This is a genomic window from Methanolobus sp. WCC5 (assembly GCF_045690325.1).
In the GTDB taxonomy this organism is placed as follows: Archaea; Halobacteriota; Methanosarcinia; order Methanosarcinales; family Methanosarcinaceae; genus Methanolobus.
Window position 1 is genome coordinate 26,073 of sequence record NZ_CP146981.1, and the last position, 23,835, is coordinate 49,907.

21 protein-coding genes are annotated in these 23,835 nt (G+C 43.4%); 7 read left to right on the forward strand and 14 right to left on the reverse strand.

Annotated features, from left to right (window positions below):
• Window positions 1-5 precede the first annotated feature (5 nt).
• The 3 genes from V7O64_RS00165 to V7O64_RS00175 form a co-directional block, all read right to left on the reverse strand.
• The gene (locus V7O64_RS00165; protein WP_407356013.1) at window positions 6-695 is read right to left on the reverse strand and encodes a tyrosine-type recombinase/integrase; all 690 of its coding nucleotides are present in this window, start codon (window positions 693-695) and stop codon (window positions 6-8) included.
• Between the two features lie 7 nt (window positions 696-702).
• On the reverse strand, window positions 703-1,206 hold the full coding sequence (locus V7O64_RS00170; RefSeq protein ID WP_407356014.1) for a phage integrase N-terminal SAM-like domain-containing protein: 504 nt from the start codon (window positions 1,204-1,206) through the stop codon (window positions 703-705).
• A 190-nt stretch (window positions 1,207-1,396) separates the two neighbouring features.
• Entirely contained in the window at window positions 1,397-2,224 is an 828-nt protein-coding gene (locus V7O64_RS00175) for an archaellin/type IV pilin N-terminal domain-containing protein (protein WP_407356015.1), read from the reverse strand.
• A 266-nt stretch (window positions 2,225-2,490) separates the two neighbouring features.
• On the opposite strand from V7O64_RS00175, the gene V7O64_RS00180 reads away from it, so the two are divergent.
• From V7O64_RS00180 to V7O64_RS00195, 4 genes are all read left to right on the forward strand, one after another.
• Complete coding sequence (locus V7O64_RS00180) at window positions 2,491-3,030, forward strand: peptidylprolyl isomerase (RefSeq protein WP_407356016.1); 540 nt, start codon at window positions 2,491-2,493, stop codon at window positions 3,028-3,030.
• 15 nt (window positions 3,031-3,045) lie between these two features.
• A complete protein-coding gene (locus V7O64_RS00185; RefSeq protein WP_407356017.1) occupies window positions 3,046-3,429 on the forward strand; it encodes a nucleotide-binding protein in 384 nt (127 codons plus the stop codon).
• Between the two features lie 65 nt (window positions 3,430-3,494).
• Window positions 3,495-4,655: a sugar phosphate nucleotidyltransferase gene (locus V7O64_RS00190; RefSeq protein ID WP_407356018.1), complete on the forward strand. Its 1,161-nt coding sequence runs from the start codon at window positions 3,495-3,497 to the stop codon at window positions 4,653-4,655.
• 27 nt (window positions 4,656-4,682) lie between these two features.
• On the forward strand, window positions 4,683-5,711 hold the full coding sequence (locus tag V7O64_RS00195) for a YbhN family protein (protein ID WP_407356019.1): 1,029 nt from the start codon (window positions 4,683-4,685) through the stop codon (window positions 5,709-5,711).
• Window positions 5,712-5,725: 14 nt separating this feature from the next.
• On the opposite strand, the gene V7O64_RS00200 is transcribed toward V7O64_RS00195, so the two are convergent.
• Window positions 5,726-7,405 carry a radical SAM protein gene (locus tag V7O64_RS00200; protein WP_407356020.1) on the reverse strand — a complete coding sequence of 560 codons (1,680 nt, stop codon included), beginning with the start codon at window positions 7,403-7,405 and terminating at the stop codon, window positions 5,726-5,728.
• 587 nt (window positions 7,406-7,992) lie between these two features.
• Between V7O64_RS00200 and ilvD the strand changes: the two genes are divergently transcribed.
• Window positions 7,993-9,654 carry a dihydroxy-acid dehydratase gene (ilvD, locus tag V7O64_RS00205; RefSeq protein ID WP_407356021.1) on the forward strand — a complete coding sequence of 554 codons (1,662 nt, stop codon included), beginning with the start codon at window positions 7,993-7,995 and terminating at the stop codon, window positions 9,652-9,654.
• A gap of 316 nt (window positions 9,655-9,970) precedes the next feature.
• On the opposite strand, the gene V7O64_RS00210 is transcribed toward ilvD, so the two are convergent.
• The 3 genes from V7O64_RS00210 to mtxX form a co-directional block, all read right to left on the reverse strand.
• Entirely contained in the window at window positions 9,971-12,163 is a 2,193-nt protein-coding gene (locus V7O64_RS00210; protein WP_407356022.1) for a ribbon-helix-helix domain-containing protein, read from the reverse strand.
• 246 nt (window positions 12,164-12,409) lie between these two features.
• On the reverse strand, window positions 12,410-13,183 hold the full coding sequence (locus V7O64_RS00215; protein ID WP_407356023.1) for a thymidylate synthase: 774 nt from the start codon (window positions 13,181-13,183) through the stop codon (window positions 12,410-12,412).
• Between the two features lie 53 nt (window positions 13,184-13,236).
• The gene (mtxX, locus tag V7O64_RS00220) at window positions 13,237-14,085 is read right to left on the reverse strand and encodes a methanogenesis marker protein Mmp4/MtxX (protein WP_407356024.1); all 849 of its coding nucleotides are present in this window, start codon (window positions 14,083-14,085) and stop codon (window positions 13,237-13,239) included.
• An 86-nt stretch (window positions 14,086-14,171) separates the two neighbouring features.
• On the opposite strand from mtxX, the gene V7O64_RS00225 reads away from it, so the two are divergent.
• Together V7O64_RS00225 and V7O64_RS00230 are read left to right on the forward strand one after the other, a co-directional pair.
• On the forward strand, window positions 14,172-15,662 hold the full coding sequence (locus V7O64_RS00225; protein WP_407356025.1) for a replication factor C large subunit: 1,491 nt from the start codon (window positions 14,172-14,174) through the stop codon (window positions 15,660-15,662).
• Window positions 15,663-16,695: 1,033 nt separating this feature from the next.
• Window positions 16,696-16,839, forward strand: a complete 144-nt coding sequence (locus tag V7O64_RS00230; RefSeq protein ID WP_407356026.1) for an AbrB/MazE/SpoVT family DNA-binding domain-containing protein — start codon at window positions 16,696-16,698, stop codon at window positions 16,837-16,839.
• 82 nt (window positions 16,840-16,921) lie between these two features.
• On the opposite strand, the gene V7O64_RS00235 is transcribed toward V7O64_RS00230, so the two are convergent.
• The 7 genes from V7O64_RS00235 to V7O64_RS00265 form a co-directional block, all read right to left on the reverse strand.
• On the reverse strand, window positions 16,922-17,077 hold the full coding sequence (locus tag V7O64_RS00235) for a hypothetical protein (RefSeq protein ID WP_407356027.1): 156 nt from the start codon (window positions 17,075-17,077) through the stop codon (window positions 16,922-16,924).
• Window positions 17,078-17,445: 368 nt separating this feature from the next.
• A complete protein-coding gene (locus tag V7O64_RS00240; RefSeq protein WP_407356028.1) occupies window positions 17,446-17,703 on the reverse strand; it encodes a hypothetical protein in 258 nt (85 codons plus the stop codon).
• Window positions 17,704-17,797: 94 nt separating this feature from the next.
• Entirely contained in the window at window positions 17,798-20,260 is a 2,463-nt protein-coding gene (locus V7O64_RS00245; RefSeq protein ID WP_407356029.1) for a hypothetical protein, read from the reverse strand.
• Entirely contained in the window at window positions 20,250-20,738 is a 489-nt protein-coding gene (locus V7O64_RS00250; RefSeq protein ID WP_407356030.1) for a hypothetical protein, read from the reverse strand. The genes V7O64_RS00245 and V7O64_RS00250 overlap by 11 nt, the downstream gene beginning before the upstream one ends.
• Before the next feature lie 4 nt (window positions 20,739-20,742).
• The gene (locus V7O64_RS00255) at window positions 20,743-22,893 is read right to left on the reverse strand and encodes a hypothetical protein (protein ID WP_407356031.1); all 2,151 of its coding nucleotides are present in this window, start codon (window positions 22,891-22,893) and stop codon (window positions 20,743-20,745) included.
• On the reverse strand, window positions 22,890-23,042 hold the full coding sequence (locus V7O64_RS00260) for a ribbon-helix-helix domain-containing protein (RefSeq protein ID WP_407356032.1): 153 nt from the start codon (window positions 23,040-23,042) through the stop codon (window positions 22,890-22,892). The genes V7O64_RS00255 and V7O64_RS00260 overlap by 4 nt, the downstream gene beginning before the upstream one ends.
• 426 nt (window positions 23,043-23,468) lie before the next feature.
• Window positions 23,469-23,819, reverse strand: a complete 351-nt coding sequence (locus V7O64_RS00265) for a hypothetical protein (RefSeq protein ID WP_407356033.1) — start codon at window positions 23,817-23,819, stop codon at window positions 23,469-23,471.
• Between the last annotated feature and the right edge of the window lie 16 nt (window positions 23,820-23,835).

Sequence of the window (23,835 nt, forward strand, 5' to 3'; positions counted from 1 at the left end):
GTTCCTTACTCTGTGTTCATTTTGCTTAAGAGTTTCCTGGCCTCTTCTGACCTCATCACCAGCTGCAAGATCTCCGGGATCCTGGCCTCATACTTGCCGATCTCATCAAGTGACCTCTGGTCCAGCACAAGAGAACACTGAGAACAGAACTTGTCCTGTGGCTTTAACACATTGCTGCACCTGGGACACTTCTTCAAGGTCACATGCCTCTTATCTTCTGTCTTCAGGCCACACTTCTCATAGATGCGGTCATTGATCTCCTGGTCTGTGAAATTGCCGTATATCTTGAACATCTGTGAGGATCCTTTAGACCATCCGGCACGGTGTTTGATCTCCTGCTCGTTGTAACCGTCCAGGATCCAGTGAGTAATTGCAAGATGCCTGAAGCTGTGAGGATTTACCTTCTTCTTGATGCCTGCCTTCATGCCTATGTCTGCAATGTTTTTTCTTATCGACTTATAGCTCAATGGTTCTTGATTCTTATCCCTGGTAACCCACAGAGGGGCTTCTGGGTTATCCTTGAGGGGATGCACGGCCAGCCATTGGTTAAGATATCCTGTGGACCATGTGATTGGGATGCCTTTGGCAGGTGTGGTCTTCTTTGACTTCGAGGTCTTGGAGATGTAGATTATAGCCCCGTATTGGTTGAACTCTACATTCTTTATCCTACAGGACGCCAAAGCCCCTATACGCATGCCAGAGTCAGCCAGGACAGCAATAATGGGCCTTATCCCTTGGATGCCTGCATGCTTCCAGGAGGGTGTCAAATTCCTTCTGTGTGAGGAGATCAGAGGGTTGTACAGGGGAATCTTCCTTGTTAAGCTTGAGGTCTCTTACCCACTTTGGAGGCTCGTCATTGTGCATCCATCTCATGAGCTTCTTAATAAGCTTCTTGTAATTCCACAGGCTTCCTGCAGAGAGCTTTTTCACGTCCTCCACATGGAACAGCAGTCTTTCAAGATCTTCATGGTTGAACTCCTGCAGAGGCTTATCATAGCCTATTGTCTTGAGTGTCTGGTACATCCTTGTGGTATAGTTCACATACCAGGTCACCGTGTTCTTTGCCAGGCCTTCCCTCCGGAGAGCTCTAAAAAAGGCTTCAAGTTTCTTCCGGTCTGCAGGCTCGATCTCTGCCCGGTTAAACCTATCCATGGCATGGTCAAAAGCGTTATCCAGACTGTGAATATCATCTACGCTGCGAGTCATCACTGTCTAAATAGGGGTGCTAGGAATATCTACTTTTGGGAAATAGACCCGACCAGTCCACCATAATTCTTCAGATAGTCCTCGATAATTTTCTATTTTCAGATAATCCTTCTATTCTTCAGATAGTTCTTCTTATTGTCAATTCCGGTTTATCTCCGGATTCTTGATCGCCATGGGTGTAATATTCTCTTCAGGGGTATAACTGGATCATCTCATTGCTCCCGTATGTGGATGGGAGTATGAAGTCTGCGTTGGCTGAGGCCCCGGCCTCTGGTGTCAGTACAAGGTTAACCGTTGCCCGGGGTATAAGGTTTAGTCCGGATGACTGCAGACTGGATGTGGTATTTATTGAATAGAGGCTTGTATATCCCTGATTGACTGAAGTCTGCGACGCAGTGGAAACGTAGATTACCACAAAATCCCCGGTTGTCATCACCGGGGAGGACTGGGAGAATGAATTGTCCTCGTCACGTATTTTCTTAACTGTGAAATAACGCTGTGCATTCACATATGTAATGTTTATCTCTGTATTGCCTATGGTGCTGTTCTCAGTAAGAAGCCGTTCCAGGTTCTCCATCGGGTCCATATCAAAACCGGACATGTTTCCTTGAAAATCTGCACGAGGTGACAGGCTGTTCACATTACCGGCATATACCAGATTATTAGTTCTAAACCCATCTGTGATGCTGACTATTACCTCTTTCAGGTCTACTGGTTCACTGGCTGCGTTAAGCCCTAATGTGAGCTTGAACAGATCGATCGTTGCAGACATATCCGTAGCGCTGTTCTTTGACCTGATGCCTTCGATCTTCTGTATCATGATATTTGAAGATACTTCTTTAGTTGCTTCTTTTCCTGTTGCCTGGGCTTCCTGCTGCAGGAAGCCTGAAGTCTGGACCAACACCGCGGCAGCAACTGCAGCCACAAGTACCATTGCAATGAAAATGATCAAAGTACCTATCCCGATTTGTCCTTCTCTGCTATTATCTGATTTATTAGTGGTGGTTCTTGAGTGCATCGTTTTTCACCGGTTTGGGTCGTGTGTTTTTCAATAGAGTAACAATTACACACTTATAACACAGTATTTTTTTATATATTAATATATTCATTGTACTGTAGAATATTTATTTTATACTTTTTAAAAACCAGTTATAAGTTGCCTGTAACTTAATTTCAGCAACTTTATATACCTTAAAGAATGACCTGATAGGTACGTAAAAATTATTATTGATGTTGTTGTACATGCATTTTTCAAATGAATGATTTAATTCAAATGGTGCTCTCATGAAAAAGAAACTATTGCTATTACTTCTTCTATTATGTGTTCTGTTTGTCAGCGGATGTGTGGGATCTGACAGTCCGGATACCGTTCAGGTTGGAGATCATGTTTCGGTAAACTATATAGGCAGTCTGGATGACGGCACTGTATTTGACACTTCCATTGAGGAGGTAGCTATCAGTGAAGGTATCTATAATCCCGGCCGGAACTACGAACCGCTGCCTTTCACAGTTGGTGCCGGTCAGATGATAAAAGGATTTGACGATGCTGTTATCGGTATGTCAGTGGGGGAGAATAGAACGGTCATCCTCCTTCCGCAAGAGGCCTACGGCGAGGTCAGTGAGGACTATATAATAACTTACTCTATGGATGATTTCACTTCTGTAAACATCACTCCCGTTATTGGTGAGAAGATAACTTCGCAGGGTCATGCCGGTACTATCATAAACGTTTCAGAAGATATGGTCATTGTTGATTTCAATCATCACCTTGCAGGCAAGAACCTGACATTCTTCATCGAACTGGTCTCAATAGACAGATCCTGATGCAGGGGTGAATCTGTGGAAAAAGAAGAAAAGATAGTTGTCATTCTTCTGTGCATGGCTTTGCTGTCGCTTACTATATTATATGCCACATTTTATGCAGGCGGCACAAAAGATGACTTGATTGGATTCAGCCCTTCTTCCCTTCCTGGCGAAGATGTAAGGTTTGAGGGGGACGTGCTTTCAAAACGTTTTACCTATACAGGAGATCATCTTCTGATGGATGTGGACTATGGTGCAGATGTGGTCAAGGTTTTCATACCGTCAGGTAGTGGCGCAAAAGACGTGGACTCAAGGATAGATCAGAATGACCGTATATTGGTCTCAGGTACTGTTAACGAGTATAATGGTGAACTTGAAGTAATTGTTAAAAACAGCAATGGGATAGTACTTCTAACTTAACTCCTCTTGCAAGCTGTCTGTTTAGTCGCTAAAGATATATGTCAAAAAAGCCCTCTTACTAAAATATGAAAGCCTGTATAATGTGTGGTGGAGAAGGTACCAGATTACGTCCTTTAACGTTCGCCCGTCCAAAACCCAGTATCCCTATCCTTAACAAACCTTCTGTTGTACATCTTATAGAGCATCTGTCAAAGGAAGGTTTCAATGATATTGTCATTACCCTTGGGTATATGGCTGAGAAGATAGAAGAGCAGCTTGGGGACGGAAGGATATTCGGTGTTCATATAGATTACGTTTATGAGAAAGATAAGCTTGGCACGGCAGGTGGTGTGAAGAATGCTGAAAAATACCTGCGTGACAGCCCATTTATTGTGCTCGGTGGAGATCATGTATTGAACCTGAACCTGAGGGAAATGTACAGGTTCCATGAAATGACCGATGCCCTAGTTACAATAGGTCTTTTGTCCATTGACGATCCACGTGAATTTGGCATAGCTGACATGGATGTTAATAACAGGATACGTCGTTTCCTTGAAAAACCGGGCCCCGGTGAGATATTCAGCAATCTGGCAAGTACGGGTATATATGTTTGTGATCCTGAGATATTTGACTGGATCCCTGAGGGTGAACAGTACGATTTTGCAAAGGATCTGTTCCCTGATATACTTGCCAGAAAAAGAAAGATAAATGGTATTCTTGCAAGAGGAAGGTGGACTGATGTGGGAAGTCCGCAGGCGTACAGGCAGGCTCAGCGCTGGATGCTTGAATCGTTGCCTGGAACTACTATTGAAGGTCACTTCAGGACAACAGATGCCCGTATAAAAGGTCCCGTGTCTCTTGGGCACAACGTTTCGGTGGGATCCAATTCCGCTATTGTGGGGCCTATTGTCATTGGTGAGAACACGACTATAGGGGATAATGTGCTTATCGGGCCTTACACAACCATAGGTTCTAACTGTGTTGTAGGCAATGATAGCCGGATCCTTTCATCTTACATATTCAATGATGTGTCCATCGGAACAAATACCAACGTTTCCGGTTCTGTGATCGATAATGCTACTAAGGTGGGTGATAACTGCAGCCTTGAGAATGGTACTGTCATAGGTCCTGAGGTTAGCATTGAGGATGATGTCACGGTCCATTCTAATGTAAGGGTCTGGCCTGATGTTCTTATTCCTTCCGGGGCGAAGGTAAAAGAGGATATCATTAATGATTCCTGTGTCTAATCTCTTTTTATCTTCAGGTTGGAGGACATGAACAAAATCAAAAAGTGGCTTCTTATCTCACTGCTTATCAGTCTTGTTTCAGGTGCTTTTGTAGTTCTTCTGACATTTGATTCAGGAACTATCAACGCCTTAATGGAGATAAGGCCTGAATACATACTTGCAGCTGCATGCATACATGCTCTGACCTATGTGATATGGGGTATGCGGACACATTCTCTTTGTAAGGCACTAGGACATGATGTTGGCTATGTAAGATCGATCGAGATCGTAGCTTCCGGAACACTTGCCGCATCTATAACTCCTTCTTCTCTTGGAGGGGAACCACTGAGAGTTCATCTGCTCCATAACCAGAAAATGCCTTTGGGCAAAGCGACTGCAGTGGTGATCGGTGAAAGGGTACTGGATGGGATCCTGATCCTGGCACTGGCACCCTTTTCAATCTATGTGATACGCGGGATCCTGCAGGATCCTTTCTTTGATCTTTTGTTCGTGTTTGCAGAAGCAGGGCTGATTTTCACACTTTTTCTGACGCTGTACGCAATATGGCGGCCGGGGCCCACTAAAAAAGTGGTATATTTCTTTGTCCATAAACTGGCACCTCTTCTGGGAAAAAAGACAGATGCCGCTCTTGAGAAAATAATCAGGAGGGTCGATTCGGAGCTGGAACATTTCCATGATAGTATCTCAGTACTGCTCAATGAAGGAAGAAAAGGTCTTGCTTTTGGGATATTCCATACAATTGCTTTCTGGCTGGTGGACTTCTCCATGCTCTATGTAATACTGCTGGGGCTTAATCAATATCCTGATCCGGTCATTGTTTTTGCCTCTCAGGTGATATTGATGGTGCTTCTTGTCATCCCCGCAACGCCAGGGGCCAGTGGAGTAGCGGAATTTGCCGGAACCACCGTGTTCTCTTTATTTGTTGCCTCTTCTGCCCTTGGTATTGTAGTAATTGCCTGGAGAGCTTTTACTTTCTACATGAATGTGTTTGTGGGCAGCTTTGTAAGTTTTAAGATACTCAAAGACACGGAGTTCATTAAAAGGTTCCTTAACTAGGGTAGCTTTGTCCTTCAGAAAGTAATGTAGGGTACTATATTTTCAAATCCTGTTCTTCTGATAAAATCCTCTGCACTGGAAAAAGGTATTTTGCTTTGTATGTGTCCGGCTTGTTTTCTACCTATACCGGGCAATTCCTGTATTAGCGTTACAGGTGCTGTGTTGATCTCAAGTGGGTATGGGATGCCTGTGATGGACCTGTGTCCGTGGCGTGTTACGGTAATGTCTATGAACCTGCCGGTAGGTATATTTCCCGGTATTCCCGCAAGCAAAGGATAGGATCCCATCTGTCGGCCAAAACACATTTTACCGTCATTGAGCTCGCACATCACGTCTCTGAGTACCGTACCTGCGGGGACTATTTTCTGAAGCATGGGGAGATCTATGTCCTTTCTTATCTTTTCTTTATATTTGAGGAACAGGTTCTTGTGCTTGCGGACAAGTCCGTCGTTGCCATACATCCGGGTTCCAGGAAAGGCCATTACCTGTCTTATGTTAATCCTGCGAAGTAAGAGGTCAGAATCGATCACTTTCCTAAGGAATTCATAGTTCATGTCAAAGGTCTTCTTTGATTCTCCCATAAGTCCGTGTACGAGGTTTATTCCCGGAAGAAGTTGCGGCATACCATTGTTCCCTCGTGCTCTGCCTGCTTCATTTATTATTCTGATGGCTTCAAACACTTCGTCAGGCATTGCCTTCAGGTAATTGGATTTTATAACTTTTGGGTCGGCACTTTCCATTCCAAGGGCTGCAACATCTCCTGGTGTATGGTATTTCACAATGGTTCTGAGTATCTCCCTGCACTGTTCCGGATAGGTCGATATGGTCCCCGGATTGGCGTTATCCATATGAAGTACTTTAAGCTGAGGGGCTGATTTCCTGATGCCTTTGTAGAGTGAAAGAAGTGCTTGCGGATCTGGTTCCGGGATGTTTTCACCTCTGTCCTTTGCATGATAGCTCAGGATGTCGGGTTGTCGTCCGATCCTGAAAAACCTGGCACTTGCTTCATATAGTGCTGATACTTCAGAGACCACGTCCTTTATGGGGCGATAATCTGAGCTGCCGTAGGAAGGTTCCGTGCAGAATGAGCAGTGCTGGTGGCGTCCGCATCCTCGATAGGTTTCAAGTTCACATGTCACGTTCGGATAATCGGGATGCATTTTTATGATAAATGCTCCTTTTTGGGCCCATCGTCCAATCTCTTCAACCTTTCTGAAACGATGTTCGCAATTTTGCACATTCTTTGCGTTATTCTCTTCCAAAACGTCAAAAACAAAAGCTTCAATGTCCTTTTGACAAATAATAACATCTGTGGCATTAATTATTCTCTTTTCTGCCTTCTTTCCGCCTTCAAGGGAAAAACCAAGTCTTATGGGTCCTCCTAATATTTTGATTCCTCCGGAGGCGCTGAATATGTTTTCTATCTCTCTCAGAGTTATAGGCGTTGAACGGAGATACTTACCCGGGACAGTCATTCCTGCAAGTACTATGGCTATCTCTGCGCGTTCTATAAGCTCTGCCGCCCCAGGTGGACTTTTTCGCAGCTGATCTATGGTGAAATAAGAAATATCTGTTTCATGGAGGCCTCTTTCCCGAAGTGCTCCTGCGATATATCTTATGTAGGGGGATACGTAGGGCGGAACTCCGAAACAGGCCGGCTCATCGACATATCCGTCAATTATTACAGCTTTCATATATCCTTCATTATGTATAATATTTTATATATTTTATATACTGTCTTTATTAATAGATATGTTATAATATATCTTATCTTCTATATACCAGGTCCGGATTTAAAGGAATCTGTGTTTATTACCTGGTTTTATGTGATGCTTCAGGCATTATTTGTATTAATGGGTATCGGGCTTTATTCTTATCGTATCCTGTTTCCTTTCTTGCTCATTTTCCTCTTCGTTCTTCTTTACTCTTGTAATGACAGCCTGTGTTAACATTTATGACATGTATGAAATGTGTATGCAAGGTATCATACATGTCCTGTATATCTATATATTATTCATACGTTTGTAATACGGCCCATACAAAACGCAGCTTACAAAAGCTGATGTGCTCATACATGCTCAATGACCATACAAATGCATATTTTGTTCGACTGGATCATTATGGTTATCCTGTTTCTTGTGAAGTAAGTATTATCCCTATATCCAATGTGGGGTTAGCTGTTATTCCTCCGGAAGCACATACTTCTTATATAGCCCTTTTTCCATTACCTATACTAATAGTATTCTGGTAGTATGCCAGATAGCAGCAACGAGGTTTTCTAATGAGAAGTGACAAGACCAAGAAAGGACTCGAACGTGCGCCCCATCGTTCACTTTTGAAGGCAACCGGCGTGACAGATTCCGAAATGAAAAAACCGTTCATAGCGGTTGTAAACTCCAGGAATGAATTGATACCAGGCCATATCCATCTCGATAAGGTTGGAGAGGCTGTTAAGGCAGGTATAAGAAGTGCTGGCGGTGTTCCATTCGAATTCCAAACTATAGGGATATGTGATGGTATTGCCATGGGGCATGAGGGTATGAAGTATTCCCTGCCAAGCCGGGAAGCTATCGAGGATTCCATTGAGATCGTCCTGCAGGGGCACCAGCTTGACGGTATGGTCATGATCACCGCGTGTGACAAGATAACTCCCGGACACCTTATGGCAGCAGGAAGGCTGGACATACCTACAATTGTCGTTACAGGGGGTCCCATGATCCCTGGTTATGTTGACGATGAATACAGGGACCTAATATCCGTTTTTGAAGGTGTGGGGGAATGCCAGTCAGAGAAAGTATCAGATGAGAAGCTAAAATTGCTGGAAGACTGCTCATGCAGCGGTGCTGGTTCTTGCGCAGGCATGTATACCGCAAACACCATGGCCTGTATGACCGAAGCCCTGGGCCTGAGTCTGCCCGGATGTGGAACGGCTCATGCTGCAGATGCAAAGAAGATACGGCTTGCAAAGGAATCCGGCGAACGCATCGTTTCCCTTGTAAATGAAGGTGTCACTGCCCGGAGCGTAGTCAGCATGAAATCCTTTGAAAATGCCATTATGGTTGACATGGCCATCGGGGGCAGTACCAACACGACACTTCACCTGCCGGCTATTGCTCACGCATTTGGCATTGAGCTTACCCTTGATGTCTTTGACCGGCTGAGTAGGACTACTCCTCATCTCATCTCCCTTAAGCCGGGTGGATCCTATTATATGCTTGATTTTGAGAGGGCCGGGGGTGTTCAGGCTATTATGGCCCGTCTAAGGTCAAACATGAACCTTGACGAGATTAATGTAAATGGAAGAACAGTGGGTCAGAACCTTGATGACCTTATAATTATCAACCCCAAACTCAATGCAAAGATCATGACCACACTTGATTCCCCTATCCATGAGGAGGGTGGGATCGCAGTACTAAAAGGGACTCTTGCTCCGGATGGCTCTGTTGTAAAACAGGCTGCTGTGGATCCCAAGATGCTTAAGCACAGTGGTCCGGCGAGGGTATTTGACAGCGAGGAGGCAGCTATGGAAGCTATCCTTGCAAAGAGGATCGTTGCGGGTGATGTTGTGGTCATACGTTATGAAGGTCCAAAAGGCGGTCCAGGGATGCGGGAAATGCTCTCTCCGACCTCGGCCATTGCTGGCATGGGCCTGATAGACAAGGTTGCACTTGTCACAGACGGACGTTTTTCCGGAGGTACAAGAGGTCCATGTATAGGGCATATATCTCCTGAAGCCCAGGAGGGTGGTCCGATTGGTCTTGTAAGGGAAGGAGACATCATTGAGATTGATATTCCCGGGAGAAAGCTTGATCTAAAGGTCACCGAAGAAGAGCTTCAGAAACGCAGGGAGACGTTTACTCCGTTGGAAAAGAAAGTTACCGGTTATCTTGCAAGATACAGGAAATTTGTCAGTTCCGCAAGCAAAGGCGCCATCATAGATTAATAATGGAATAAGCAGGTCTTTTTGGACCTGTTTTTGTATATTTTTCTCTTTTAGTTTATTTGTTTTCTGATTAGATTTATCTGCTTATAAGCCTATAATTAACGATGGGTATTAATATCGGTTGCCAGAGTATCATTTATGGAAAGAGAAGGAATTTGTCCCATATGCGGGTCTGTATCACGGATGAACACATGTAGCATATGCGGAAGACTTGTATGCAACAAATGCTATGACCTTTCCAGGAGTGTTTGCATACAATGCTCCCATTCCGGCCGTATTTTTGAGATGTCATCACAAAGAACCGGTCTGGTCTGAACTACTTTAATCTGTGCAGGTGTTCAATGCCATTTTCCTGTCTGAGCACAAGCACTTCCCTTACCACAAGGTCCCGGATCTTCATGTCTATCTCCTCCTGACTGAACTGGCGCGAAACAAGGCTTTTTATTATCTCTTTCTTCACCTTTGCTCCACGTGGCATGTACATCAATATATTTGTCTCAAGCTTGTCAGGTTTTAGGTTTTCGTTCCTGTGGGGCGCAACATCAGGGGAATGCACAGCACTTTTTACCGATGTCTCCTTAATTTGCGGCATATTGCCCTCTTCTGTATCCATGAATGGTGGCAAATCTGCCAGCTTTCCTGTCTGTTGCATTTCGGGTACTTTTAATGAAGGTAGTTCCGCTGTACTATCTATACCTGCCTGGTTGAATTCCGGCATAATATTCTGTTCAGGATCATGAATTGCAAATCCCGGGGGCTGTTCTCCCAATGCAGGTGGTTTCAACTCCGGCATCACAAATGCGCTATCCTGTACTGATGGTTTTAACTCCGGCATTACAAATCCTGCATCCTGATTTTCCTGTACTGGTGGTTTTAATTCCGGCATTACAAATGCGCTATCCTGGTTTTCCTGTACCGGTGGTTTTAATTCCGGCATCACAAATCCGGCATCCAGTTTATCCTGTACCGGTGGTTTTAATTCCGGCATTACAAATGCGCTATCTTGGTTATCCTGTACCGGTGGTTTTAATTCCGGCATCACAAATGCGCTATCTTGGTTATCCTGTACCGGTGGTTTTAATTCCGGCATCACAAATGCGCTATCTTGGTTATCCTGTACCGGTGGTTTTAATTCCGGCATTACAAATGCGCTATCCTGGCTTTCCTGCACTGGTGGTTTTAACTCCGGCATTACAAATCCGGCATCCTGATTTTCCTGTACTGGTGGTTTTAATTCCGGCATTACAAATGCGCTGTCCTGGTTATCCTGTACCGGTGGTTTTAATTCCGGCATCACAAATGCGCTATCCTGGTTATCCTGTACCGGTGGTTTTAATTCCGGCATTACAAATGCGCTGTCCTGATTTTCCTGTACCGGTGGTTTTAATTCCGGCATCACAAATGCGCTGTCCTGGTTATCCTGTACCGGTGGTTTTAATTCCGGCATTACAAATCCTGCATCCTGATTTTCCTGTACTGGTGGTTTTAACTCCGGCATTACAAATCCTGCATCCTGGCCTTCCTGTACTGGTGGTTTTAACTCCGGCATCACAAATGCGCTGTCCTGATTTTCCTGTACTGGTGGTTTCAACTCCGGCATTACAAATCCGGCATCCTGGTTATCCTGTACTGGTGGTTTTAATTCCGGCATTACAAATCCGGCATCCTGGTTATCCTGTACTGGTGGTTTTAACTCCGGCATTACAAATCCGGCATCCTGGTTATCATGTACCGGTGGTTTCAACTCCGGCATCTTGTATTCCATCATTTCGGCCTGGTTTTCTATTGTTCTTTCGGTTGCAGGTTGTGATGCCGGTTCTGTTGCTATCTCATTCTCTGAATTGTGTGATGTTGGTACTTCTGTCTGGCCAATCTTTTCCGCTACTATTTCCGACAGCTTCATTTCATGGGCTGTTCCCATGGATGGCATATGCAGTTCTTCTGTGGTTTGGAGCTCATGTCCGATAGTATTCTTTTGTATTGGATCAGGTAGCAAGTCCATTTGTTCTAATGCAGGTTCTGTTTCTTCCGGATTTGCCTCCATGGGTTGTGGCAATTCCTGCTCAAAAAGTAGTACATCTGTCTTTGTTATACTGTTGTTTTCCCCTGTGTTTTCTATAATGTCTGAACCTATGTTTTCTTCTAAGGTATGCATGGACGTTTCCGGTAAAATCGTATCATATGTTTTTACGGACTTTTCCATATGTTCCTGTATATTCCCTATATCCGGTTCAATGTGCAAGTTCCCGGAAAAACCTTCTTCTGTTTTGATCTTATTTTCGACATGTTCAAGCCTGCTGAATATCACATCAACATCGTCCCTGAGGATTGCAAATTTCTCTGGCCATGACATTTTATCATCTGCAGGGATATTATTCAGCATGTCATGTTCTCTTTCAAGCATGTCAAGTTCTCTCTCAATGAGTTTTCTTATGAAAAGGCTCTTGTTCTCGATCGCGTCCAGTTTGTCAAAAAGTTCGTCCGACATGCTGATGGTAAGTCTTTTCATGGCAATCTCTCCTGGATGGTGGTTGTATAATTGAGGTTTATGTGGATTCATAATAATGTATGCATATATCATACATATATATTTAATGGAGATATATTTATTAAAATATTAATGTTATTACGTTCTTATTATGTTCTTAATATGTATGAAAAAACATAAACTCTCCTTAAGCTGGGGCTAAACAGGGATGCAATACAGGCCCGGATATTCACAATGATATGAAAAAATAAGAATTACAATGTAAGTTCACATAGATTTCTTACATTCAGGACATGCTTTGCCTTTTGTGGTCTGGATAAAAGAGTGTTTCGGTGTTAAGCACCTGCAGATGGGGCACAGTTCATTAATCCTTAATATTTTTTCTACAGCCTGCAGATCGGATTCATATATGTGTGTGTCCCAACCCGTAGCTATCAGTGACTCTATCTCAAATGAAAGGTTCTGCTCGCGGAATACTTTTTTAAATCCTTCTACAATGGCAGGGATATTTGCGGGGAATCCTCCAAATGCATCCCATGAGCGATACAGGATATATATCCTTACCTGTTTATCATTGAGAAGTTCAATCTTATAGGCTATCCAGCAAGGCTGGTCCTCGTATTTAGGAATATGGACCTCATTTTCCCATAGTACGCCTACATGTCTCCGGGACCCGGGACGAATGTTTTTCACATTGTTCTGTAATGTGTTGTATGCAGTTTCCCCGTACCTGAACAACTGTTTGGCATAACAGTAATCGAATTTCCTCTTGTCATCCTCAGCAAGTGAAACGTACCAGTCTGCATACTCTTCTGTGAGTTCTTCTTTGTACTTTTTTATAAGATTCTCTCCGAAAGGTACGGCAGCGTTGACCTGTCTGTTGTTTACATCCTCTATGTAAATGGTGGCATGCACTCTTTTTGTCATTGTCCCGTAGTCCGGTTTGTGCACCTCTCCCTTGTGATATATCTCATGGATCAACTGTGACCATGCAGAAGAGATAGTCCTTGCTTTTATCAGTACGGTTTCCATGTCATTCATTCCCTGTATTTATATTCATATATTTATAATCCTATACTTATATTCATATTAATCTATAACTTTTTTGTCCCTTGTTTTCCAACCAATGCACTTGCCAGCATTATTGCCTTGGTATAATGCCCGCCGACCCGGGATGTATCAACAAATACATAATCATCCATCAGCACGGGTGCTCCCAACCCGTCTCCTCCGCCAAGGAAGACAAGTGTTCTGAATATAAGATTGCCTGAGATGCCATCTGGTGCGAGTATGAAATTTGCTTCCTTTATTGCATCCTCGATCAGGATCGTGTAATGCTTAGCATCGACGCCTTGCTCTTTGATCCTGTTGACAATGAAATCCCCTTCCGCCAATGTCTGATCTACGCGCGGATTTCGTCCCAGGTCACCAATTCGTCCTCCGGAGAGGACTCCTACCACCGGTTCGATGTCAAACCTGCGTATATATTCAACTCCAAGTTTTATGAACTCGATCTTGTCTGCAAGTTCGTTTCCTTCGTCTATGCCCACAGGCGCAATGAAGAAAGGTGTCCCTTCATCTGTCTGCAGCAAAGCTATCCTGTGTAGGTTTTCCTGGTTCAGTATCCTCTTCAGGTGTGCCAGGGTCTGTGAAGCCCCTGCAGTTCCTCTTACAGCAGCATCAACATATCTGGACCTTAACAGGTCACCCAGGGTCCTTTCCGGTTCGTTGGTGCCGATTATCTCAAGTTCTGTTCCGATATCCTCTATATCCTTCTTATTGCCGACAAGCATTACATGTGCATATCCTGCTTCATGCGCATCTGCAGCACTTTTAAGCATTTTCAGGCTGGGATTGCGTACTCCTATGGCAACTCTTGCCCTGTTCTGCAATGCCCTTTTCTCTATAAGGCCAAGGAGGTTCTCTGTACTTTTTGTTCCCATTGCAAAATCCCTACCATTAATAATATCAATCAGAACAACAAAGTTGTGCAAACATTAATTACTTTTCCTGAATATTAGGTAGTAACATGACTATGCAGATGGAATGGGCAGAGAAATACAGGCCAAATACCCTGGACGATGTTGTGGGTCATAAAAAAGTAATAGATGATCTTCGTAACTGGGGTGAACAATGGCGATATGGCTCTCCTGAAATGAAAGCTGTGTTGCTTCATGGGCAACCGGGTATCGGCAAGACCTCTTCTGCGTATGCACTTGCAAATGATATGGACTGGGAAGTGATCGAACTTAATGCCAGTGATCAGAGGACTGCAGGCGTTATTGAGAAGGTGGCAGGCTCTGCTTCAAAGATGCAGACACTGGGCGGGGGTTCTGGAAAAAGGCTTGTCATACTTGATGAGGCTGATAACCTTCATGGCAACAGTGATCGTGGAGGGTCACGTGCCATAATAGACATCGTTAAAAAGACAAATCAGCCCATAGTCCTTATTGCTAACGATCTTTATGGTATTTCTTCTTCATTACGTTCTTTATGTCTTGAACTGCGGTTTGGTTCTGTACAATCCCGCTCTATGATACCTGCCCTGAAGAATATTGCACATAAGGAAGGCCTGATGTGCGGGGTTGGTGTCATTGAGAAGATTGCCGAGATGGCAGATGGTGATTTCAGAAGTGGGGTCAATGATCTCCAGGCAGTTGCCATGGGTCGCACAGAAATTGACATAGAGGACATTTCCACTTCCGGGCGTGACAATAAAGAGACTATATTCAAAGTAGTGGGCAGGATATTCAAGGGCAGGGATGTCTCATCGGCATTGGAGGCTACTTATGGCCTTGATGAGACGCCTGAGGATCTTATTCACTGGGTGGATGAGAATCTTCCTTATCAATATACGGGCAAAGGTGAGGAAGCACTTACTGATGACATTATCAATGCCTATTCCTATCTCTCAAGAGCCGACCGTTTCCTGGGACGGGTGCGCAGGCGTCAGAATTATCGTATGTGGCGCTATGCAGGTATGCTCATGACCGGAGGTACGGTTGTTTCAAAATCCCGTGTGCGTGGTGGCTTTGTGAAGTACCAGCCTCCTTCGTTCTGGCGCAAAATGGGGCAGATGCGTGCAAAGAGGACCATGCGGGACAATATTGCTGTGAAGATCGGGACTCATTGTAATGAATCAATGCGATATTCCCGCCTTGAGCTTGCAGGGCTTTATTCCCGGCTTTTGCAAACAGACGATTATGCGCCGGATGTTGTGACTACCCTTGGTCTTGAAATGGATGAACTGCTTTATATGGCCGGTGCAAAGAAAGTCACAAAAAAGCTTCAAGCGGTTTATGACGAAGCTCAAAAGCAAATCCAGTCTGTTGTTCCTTCAGATGGACCTTTGTTCTTTGTGGAAAAGAAAGCTCCTAAAAAAGATCCTTCTCAACTTAGCCTGGACAAATTACGAATTTCGGACAACGAGGGAGCCAAATCCGCTGAATTTCCGCCGACTGGTCAGACTTCTAAAAAGGATCCGGTGAAAAAGCCACAAAAGACATTATTTGATTTTTAGATGGTTTTTTGTGCCATTGATCGTGTTTGCAAGGACCTTTGCAATTTTTTGATGAGTGTTGTATGTGTAACATACAATTTTACCATATCAATCCTTCAAAAATATACTTTTAACTATGTATTATTAATTATATATATTATCATGCAGTTTTTAATTCATATATTATTTTTTATGGATAATATATATTTCATGTTCGGATTTGTTATGTGCAGATGGTTGTTTTTATAATCATAAATGTGCTCCTCTCTGGGGGATAGTGCCAGCTGAGCAGATGGTTTGCAGTTCATGCAGATAATGATCCTGATCAAAAACAGCATTTATGTGCATCTGAGTTTAATAAAAAAGCCAGAGTTTTTCGACCTGGATTTTTATTTCTTATTTCTGCCAGAGTTCATCTCATAATGTCTTATTATTCACACGGTTAAGCAAACTCAAACATTGGACGACTTTACGGATGTCTTTTGAAAATGGCTTCATTTGTTTGTGCATCATCGGATGATGTCTGATTGCAATCAGTCATGTACCCGTCAAATAAGAATATCATCGTCAAATAAGAATATTATCTGTAGATCAATGACTATCCAGCAAAACTGTTCCCTTGCCTGTAAATTAGAACAATGGAGTGGAGTATGAGCGGGTTGGGGAGTGGGGGTTATTGTCAAAAAGAGGATAACCCGCTCATCAAATCTTATTATAGTTTCTATCATATATAAAGATTTTGCTTATTATCATCATAATGATGATGTGATTTATTGTATTCAGTCTTATGATTGCATTTTTGAGATCCATTTTTGTGAAATGGGGATTTTGTGGAATTCTTTATATTCCTGGCATCGAAAACTGCTAAATACCTTGCATCCCACTTTTCTCTGGTGATTAAAAATGGTGATCGGAGTAACCATGGTAAGTGTGCAACCGTAATAGGTAATACATAATAATTAACTCGTTTCTATTTAACATTTTGCATCACAAATGCTTTATTTTAGTACTGCATATAGTACTATTAGCAGTACTTAAAAATAAGGTGAAAAATATGACAGTATCGATTCAAGAGTTCAAAGGACAGTATAGAATAACTATTCCCAATGATATTATAAAATTAGAAGGCATAAAAAAAGGTGATAAATTTAATTTTGTTAAAGTCCAGGGTTATCTAGCATTAGAACCCGTAAGATAATAGAAGGATTGAAAATAAAGCCAGTGGTGGCAAAAACATAAGGGTAGCAAGGCAAACACCTTAACCCCTTAAAAAAAATGGCTCAAATCGCTTCTATTTCGTTCATGTGGTTACGAACATACGATTGACCACTGTCTGTAAGTTCATACTTACAAAACTTATTTCCTGTGCCATTCATTTCCACGTGTCTGTAAGTCCTGGCTGTTTTAAGATGCTGGCGGACCGCTTCAACGCTCACGGATTCATAACCGTTAAAAGAAGTAAGTTTCCGATGTAATGTTTTAAGATCGGTTTGGCCGAGGTCGGATAATAAAAAAAGTGTCAACTCATAGCGATTTGAGTATTTAATAATCATACGCGCCTCGCTGTTGCCTTGCCACCTGACCGCCTAACCTTGTTTACAAGTGCGTTCTTTTGTGTGGTTGTCATTGGCCTGCTTTGCATGGTGTACTTAGCTGTAACTACAAATTTTGCAGGCTTACGCGTTGTCTTTCTTTTTGCTGTCGTTCTCCTTGTCATGTAGTTGAATCACCCTTTTTATTTTGTTGGAGAAGTGGGAACGATGGGCAAAACCGTTCCCCGTTGTGTATATCCCGGCAAAAAAAATTACTCATTGCCCTTATTTTGAAGTCCACGGATCGCACCGATGCCCACGCTGATTATGATGATCAGGATGGTGATGGATACAATAGCCATGTTTGTCTCAAGTATGCTCGCTCCGGTTGGCACATTTGCAAAGTCACCCGTTGCATTTACTGGAAGCGCATTTGCCACCTGCTCACCTACTCCGGTTGTCAGGTAGGACACTACGACAATGATCATAAGACCAATGACGATTCCCACCATAGTGTTAAGGTTGGTCATGTCGGTCACTTCTTCTTAATTGCATAAGGTACAATATGCACCATAGTAATAAAAACCTATCGCTTTTATTATGTACCTCAAAAAATAGTTTTTTTTAAGCTCCTTCTTCTTTTGACCTGTGCGCCATGTATGCCGCTATCGCTATTGCAGTTGCAACACCTAGCCCCATGACAACGCTATACCCTGCAAACATGCCCATACCGTACATTATCCATCCTGCTACTACAACTAGTATAGCTCCCTGGTGTACGTCAGCCTGTCCGAACATTCCCGCAACAAAGATCAGGCCACATACTGCTAACCATATCCAGATAGTACTCCATCCGAAGTTCTCTTTCATGCCAGGAAATTGAATGGAGTATGTTCTTTCAAATTCTCCTATGCTTGTGTGCGTTCCTTCGAATAGCACTAAATAACCTTCTCCGGTGTAATCATTCACCAAAAAACTATGCGATACATTGTTATTGCTGCCTGCATTATGGCTGGTTATTGTCTTGTAACTTCCATCGTTGTTAATCTGTACAACGCTTATAACAAGGCTTGTAGTCTCGCTCATTGCATCAAAGTAAGTGACATTGACATACGCATCATCATTATCTATTGTGCTTGTCTCAACGGTTATATCGATGTCTTTTGAAATACTTGGCTCTTCCTCGAATGAATCCCATATTGATCTATATACGTAGAAATTATAACTGTTCTTATTCGGTGGTACTGTCATTTCCTGATTTATGTTTAGTTCACTGCTTACGGCTGTTAATCGATAGAGTACACTTTCTGATAGTTCAAAGGATACCGCTCCATCTGAACCTGTAACCTGTGTATAAAGGGCTGTTGCGCTGTCACCTTCGTAAACAGTAACTGTCACACCTTCGTAAACAGTTCCCCATAGTGCTTTTACTATGAATTGTACATGATGCGGCTGTATGTAAGTCGGAGCGGTTTCACGTTCCATAAAGATGTTTTTTGTAATCGTTGTGTTATTACTTGCAGTAAACTGATTAACGACACTGTCCCGGTATCCGTCACGCGTTGCAACTATGTTATAAGTATTGTTTGCAGCAAGATCAATAAACTGATAGTAGCCTGCACTACCTACAACGAAGTTATCGCTCCACGTCTCATTATAGATTTTTACCAATGTATCGGGTAGCGGTGTTTGTATCCCGTTTACAAGGGAATATACCATTCCTGCCACGCTTGTACTGTTAAGATCGAATGTTTGGGACACTGTGAACGTGGAGCTTGTAGTATCGAATACCTGCCCATCTGAATCCCTTGCCTGTATTCTTATGTGATATTCACCGGCTTGTAGATTAACGGTCCTGGAAAGGTTAGTTAAAGCCTGTGCGTTGGTTGTGATTGAATAAACGGATTGTGCAAAGGTTGCATCCTTCGCAATGTTCACGCTGTAAGAATTTGCGCCAAACCTGTATGTATCGAATGTTACCTCATGCAGCAATGGTGGTGCAATAACATTAAAGGTTTCACCGTCAGGATATAAATAAAAATCATCAGGTGTCAAGCTTGCAGTGACCGGGTAACCAACATCATGGAACCATACATCAAGGAAATTCCACCCTGTATAAGTTGATCTGGTCATCATCTGTGCCGTGGTCTTTGGTGTTCCCTTCCCGGTGTCACTCTGTCCGCTTCGGGTGCTATCATAATAAGAATCAACGACCTTTGAAGATATTGCCGGATAAACATATCCTGCTAGCCCGCCGGGTTGAAGTGTACCTGTAACCGATCCGGCTGAATAGCTCTTTTCAATTGCATAATTATAAGCTGTGCCTTCAAACTTACCAACAAGGCCGCCTACCTGATTATATCCGGCTACATCTCCAAGTGCTGCACAATTGATTATATTTGAATCATCCGACCAACCTATTAAGCCACCTGTGCGCTGTACGTTGCCTGTGGCTGTCACGTTGCCTAATGCCATGCATCTTTCTACATTTGAATTAAGCAGGTGGCCTATTAGCCCGCCTGTAAAGGAGCCCTGGCTGGTTATTTCCACGTCTGTTAAACAGTCGGATATGTCGCAGTTGTTCGCATAGCCAATTAGCCCGGCTACTCTGTCAGTATCGGAATCTATGGAACTATTCAGAACTGTAACATCTTTAATTGTTGAATCGGTTGCCTCGCCTGCAAGAACTGCAACAAAAGGAAACATCATATCCCAATATACAGTAACGGTGGCGTTGGCTATTGTAACGTTTTGAACGGTTGCCATATCAAGATATGCAAATAAACCGCCGTGGTCGTCCATGTGATCTATTGTCAATCCTTCAATAGTGTACCCCATCCCATCGAAAGAACCTTCAAACATTCCAACGGTGGTTATTTCACCTATCGGTGTAAATGTAAGGTGTGAAACATCTACGTCATTAATCATGATGTAATGCGCTGTTACATCATTATTCATATTCTGCAAGTCGTTGGCTGTTGTGATCTGATAGGGATTGCCTGCGCTCCCGTCACCACCTGCATAAGCTAAAGCATTACCACATAAACACATTAATATAAATGCCACAAATATTATTTTAGTTTTCATAATAGAACCTCTTGTCTTTGCTGACTTCAATGTCATAATCAAGCAGTGTCACGGCTATGATATTTTTAGGATACCGGTTTTGCAGATCATCAAGGGTCATGACATCGCTTGTCTGTGGCTCAATTATTAGAGTTTCGTTGTCTATCCTTACCCAGTTGATTCTATGCCCGCTATGGTCATCATATGCAATCCGGACAAGGCCACAATCAAACCCACGCTTCTTTAAGTGATGGTCCAGGACCGCGCTAAACTCCCGACAATCATAAACGCGTCTTTGATAATCGTATGAAACATTGAAGTCTGCAAGCGATTCATTAAAAAAATCAAGGTCCTGCGATTCCTGCATGTTTGTATATATGCTGGTATCGCTGAATCTATCAAGGTTTTCTATTTCAGGCTGGTTATCTGCTATAATGTAACCTGTTGCCCCTGCTGCATACAAGCAAACAACAATAAAAAAGGTGGTGATGATCCTCACTGTATCACCCGAATATACTATTGATGCTCGCGACTTCGTTTCTAAATTGCCTCGATGAAAGCTGACGGCTTCCCTTCTTCTTTGTTCTGGTTGTGGTCCGTTTACTTCCCTTTGTTTTGATTGGCAATTTCTCCGGCACTGCTGGCATTATCTGCCGCATAGGTGCTTGTCTGGTCGTGGAACGTTGCGCCGTTGCCTGTCGGGTTGCTGTTCTCTGTGTTTGTGCCTGTGCTTGTCTTGTGGCCTGTGCTGTGGCTGGTCTGATTGCTTGCACGGTCCCGGGTGATAATATCTGCCTTGCCTTCTGTAACAGTGCGGCTTTTGTTGCCTGTGCAAGCATTGGCCTGGCTACAAGTATTGCAGTAGCAAACACAGGTGACATTTTTTTTATTTGCCTTACCTTGCCGTTTACTATTACTTTCTGTACTTGCTTCTGTGCCTGTGTAGGCTTAACGGTTTGAACCTGCTTAACCTGTTGTGCTTGCTTCTGTACTTGCTTCTGTAAGGTTACGGTTTTTACCTTCTGGAGTAGTACCTGGTCGCCTGCTCCGCTTGCTACGGCTGCCCCTTGTGGCTTCTGTTGCTTCTTGAATTCCTGGCCTATATTCCGTACTGTTCTACCTTGCTTATTCACACCGGATGATATGCCCTTCTTTGTACCGGGTGCTGATTCAAACACCCTGAACGCTGCCGGGGTTGGTTGCCTAGCCTTCTCTGCTCTCTCGAATGCTTCAAAATCTTTGTTAATTTTTCGGATTGCCTGCCTGAACTCTAACGCGGTTATTCTCTTCCTTCTGAATTGATTGCTGGCCGTGTTAAGCTCCCTCTGCAATGCTTCTAATCTTTGTTTTGATATTCCGGTGGGTTTGCGTCTAAATGCCCTGGCAAGTGATAATTTAACCTTGTTGTATTCCCTGGCTATTGCACGGCTCATAGTTCTAGCAGTTCCCTTTATTGCCGCCTTGCCGGTCCTCTTCGCCTTGCCTGCGGCTCTTGCTGTGCGTCTGGTTGTCTTGCCTACCGTGGACCTTCTTACGCCTCGCTTAGCTGCTTGTGTGGCTTTGGTGGCTTTCCTTGATAGTGACCTTCCCTTCTTTGCAGGTGATGATCTGCGTACTGCTGTCTTTGCCTGGGTGGTTGTCTTGCCTGCTTTCCTGATTGCGCGCTTGCCGGATATGATGGCCTCGTTCTTTGCTATGCCCTTTTTTATGGTGTTAAGCTCTTTACGTAATGTGTTTATCCTGGCTTGCTTCTTGGCTGCGCTGGTTGCCGACTTCTTGGCTGTTGTGATCTTTCTTTGTACGGATCTGGCTTTTGCTTTCAGTTGTATGTTATTTTTCTTTGCGACATTTGCAGCTAGTCGTTGCTGTTTGGATAGTGGCTTTGTGACCTTGCTAGACTTCGCCTTTGCGGGTGCTTTAGTTCCCTTCGTTGTTTTGCCTGCTACTCTGCCCACGGCCTTCCCTGCAACTACTGCGCCGATAATTTGACCTGCCAATCTTGCCGGGTCCTCTTTGCCAGTTGCCTTTATTGCTTTGCCTGTTTCAATTAATCCATACTTCAATGCTGCGGGTGCTAGTCTTGGGTTTCTTATTGCTGCTTCTGCACCGAAGGCAGAGTTCCCGAACATCATGATAGTATTTGCAGGTGTATCAGCAATTACTCCTTTCATAAAGGATTTTAACGCAGGTGGTGCATTCTGTTTATCAATCTTGTTTGCGGCTGATGCCCGTAAGGCTTCGGCTCTTTTGTTTGCTGCATCGGCTATCTGTTTTGTTCTGTAAGAATCATATACGCTCTTGGGTTGGCTTCGTACTGTAAGATAGCTTACAAGGGCCTGCTGCTGACGTGGTGACATGCTCGGCTTTGGTGCGTTAAGCTGTGCAAGCAATGGCGAGCTTTTCAGGCTGGAAGGTGCTAGGCTTGCCGGTGGTCTGGGTGCTAGTTGCATGCTTGGTGCACTCACACCAGGGTGAACTACTCTAGGGGCTGCAGGTCCTTTGGTTGCATTGATTGCAGATTGATCTTTGAACGCTGCTAACTTCGCACTGCCTGACCCGGTGCTCTTGGTTGCCTTTGGAAAAGATGAACTTGATTTGCTTGATCTCACTTTTGTGTCATACCTGATTCCGCTTGCTGTTCTGGTTACGCTCATGCCTGACCTCCTGCCTTTATCTGTTCACGTATTGCGGTCCGCACAAAATCGGATTTAGTTGTAAAGTGACCCGCTTCAACGATCTCATCTATTCGTTTTGCATCTCTGCAGGGGATTAAAACCCTGATAGCTATACAATCATGTCCCATATATAGTACTATTACTCCCATGCATAAAAGGTTTACGATTGTATTTATACCCCAATTACTATCAGACATAAAAACGCCACATAAAAAACAAAATATCAGCTGCGTATATCTCGGAGCATGGCGGTTTATGGCGGCTGGCTGTCTGGTGGCGGCGGATGTACATACCACGGCATAAACTTAAATGACTATATCGAATAAGCTATATTTTTGATGCAAAATATTACTGAAAAAGATGGGGAAACTGATAACCAATGGTAATATTTTCAATAACGATTATTACAGTACACATATAACCAATAGTAATAATACAATACGCAAAATATTACAGATATTATTATAAGCCTATGTTCATAATAATATAATCACTATGCTGCGCTATGGGTAGCAATGTTTAGAATAGGTAAAAACGTATAGGGGAGAATTGATTTACTGTGATTCTGCTTTTAGTTCGTATAATCCTGAATTCCTGAACCATCCTTCTGTGAAATTGAATGGTGCACTTGCACCAATGCTGGGTGCACGGCCTTCTTGGTGTTCCTTTGCTAAATTTAGAATATCTGCACCAATGGAAGTTTCCAATTTAACAATATCTTTAACTTTTTCCCGTGACCACCCTATACTTTCCCCTATCTGCTGTTGTGTGCTCCCCTTTGCTTTCCCTTCTAAAAACCAATCCATAAACTGCTTTTGCCTATCTGCTTTTAGTTCGTATAATCCTGAATTCCTAACCCAGCCTTCTGTGAAATTGAATGACACATTTGTGTCGTTTCCTGACACACGACCAGATTGTACC

What these genes read in the sequence shown, in the direction of transcription:
- V7O64_RS00165 (WP_407356013.1), bottom strand. Translation starts at nt 695, where the DNA reads ATGCGTATAGGGGCTTTGGCGTCCTGTAGGATAAAGAATGTAGAGTTC.
- V7O64_RS00195 (WP_407356019.1), top strand. Translation starts at nt 4,683, where the DNA reads ATGAACAAAATCAAAAAGTGGCTTCTTATCTCACTGCTTATCAGTCTT.
- V7O64_RS00210 (WP_407356022.1), bottom strand. Translation starts at nt 12,163, where the DNA reads ATGAAAAGACTTACCATCAGCATGTCGGACGAACTTTTTGACAAACTG.
- V7O64_RS00245 (WP_407356029.1), bottom strand. Translation starts at nt 20,260, where the DNA reads ATGAAAACTAAAATAATATTTGTGGCATTTATATTAATGTGTTTATGT.
- V7O64_RS00255 (WP_407356031.1), bottom strand. Translation starts at nt 22,893, where the DNA reads ATGAGCGTAACCAGAACAGCAAGCGGAATCAGGTATGACACAAAAGTG.
- V7O64_RS00240 (WP_407356028.1), bottom strand. Translation starts at nt 17,703, where the DNA reads ATGACCAACCTTAACACTATGGTGGGAATCGTCATTGGTCTTATGATC.
- V7O64_RS00215 (WP_407356023.1), bottom strand. Translation starts at nt 13,183, where the DNA reads ATGAATGACATGGAAACCGTACTGATAAAAGCAAGGACTATCTCTTCT.
- V7O64_RS00180 (WP_407356016.1), top strand. Translation starts at nt 2,491, where the DNA reads ATGAAAAAGAAACTATTGCTATTACTTCTTCTATTATGTGTTCTGTTT.
- V7O64_RS00260 (WP_407356032.1), bottom strand. Translation starts at nt 23,042, where the DNA reads ATGGGACATGATTGTATAGCTATCAGGGTTTTAATCCCCTGCAGAGAT.
- V7O64_RS00225 (WP_407356025.1), top strand. Translation starts at nt 14,172, where the DNA reads ATGACTATGCAGATGGAATGGGCAGAGAAATACAGGCCAAATACCCTG.
- V7O64_RS00200 (WP_407356020.1), bottom strand. Translation starts at nt 7,405, where the DNA reads ATGAAAGCTGTAATAATTGACGGATATGTCGATGAGCCGGCCTGTTTC.
- V7O64_RS00175 (WP_407356015.1), bottom strand. Translation starts at nt 2,224, where the DNA reads ATGCACTCAAGAACCACCACTAATAAATCAGATAATAGCAGAGAAGGA.
- V7O64_RS00230 (WP_407356026.1), top strand. Translation starts at nt 16,696, where the DNA reads ATGACAGTATCGATTCAAGAGTTCAAAGGACAGTATAGAATAACTATT.
- ilvD (WP_407356021.1), top strand. Translation starts at nt 7,993, where the DNA reads ATGAGAAGTGACAAGACCAAGAAAGGACTCGAACGTGCGCCCCATCGT.
- V7O64_RS00190 (WP_407356018.1), top strand. Translation starts at nt 3,495, where the DNA reads ATGAAAGCCTGTATAATGTGTGGTGGAGAAGGTACCAGATTACGTCCT.
- mtxX (WP_407356024.1), bottom strand. Translation starts at nt 14,085, where the DNA reads ATGGGAACAAAAAGTACAGAGAACCTCCTTGGCCTTATAGAGAAAAGG.
- V7O64_RS00170 (WP_407356014.1), bottom strand. Translation starts at nt 1,206, where the DNA reads ATGACTCGCAGCGTAGATGATATTCACAGTCTGGATAACGCTTTTGAC.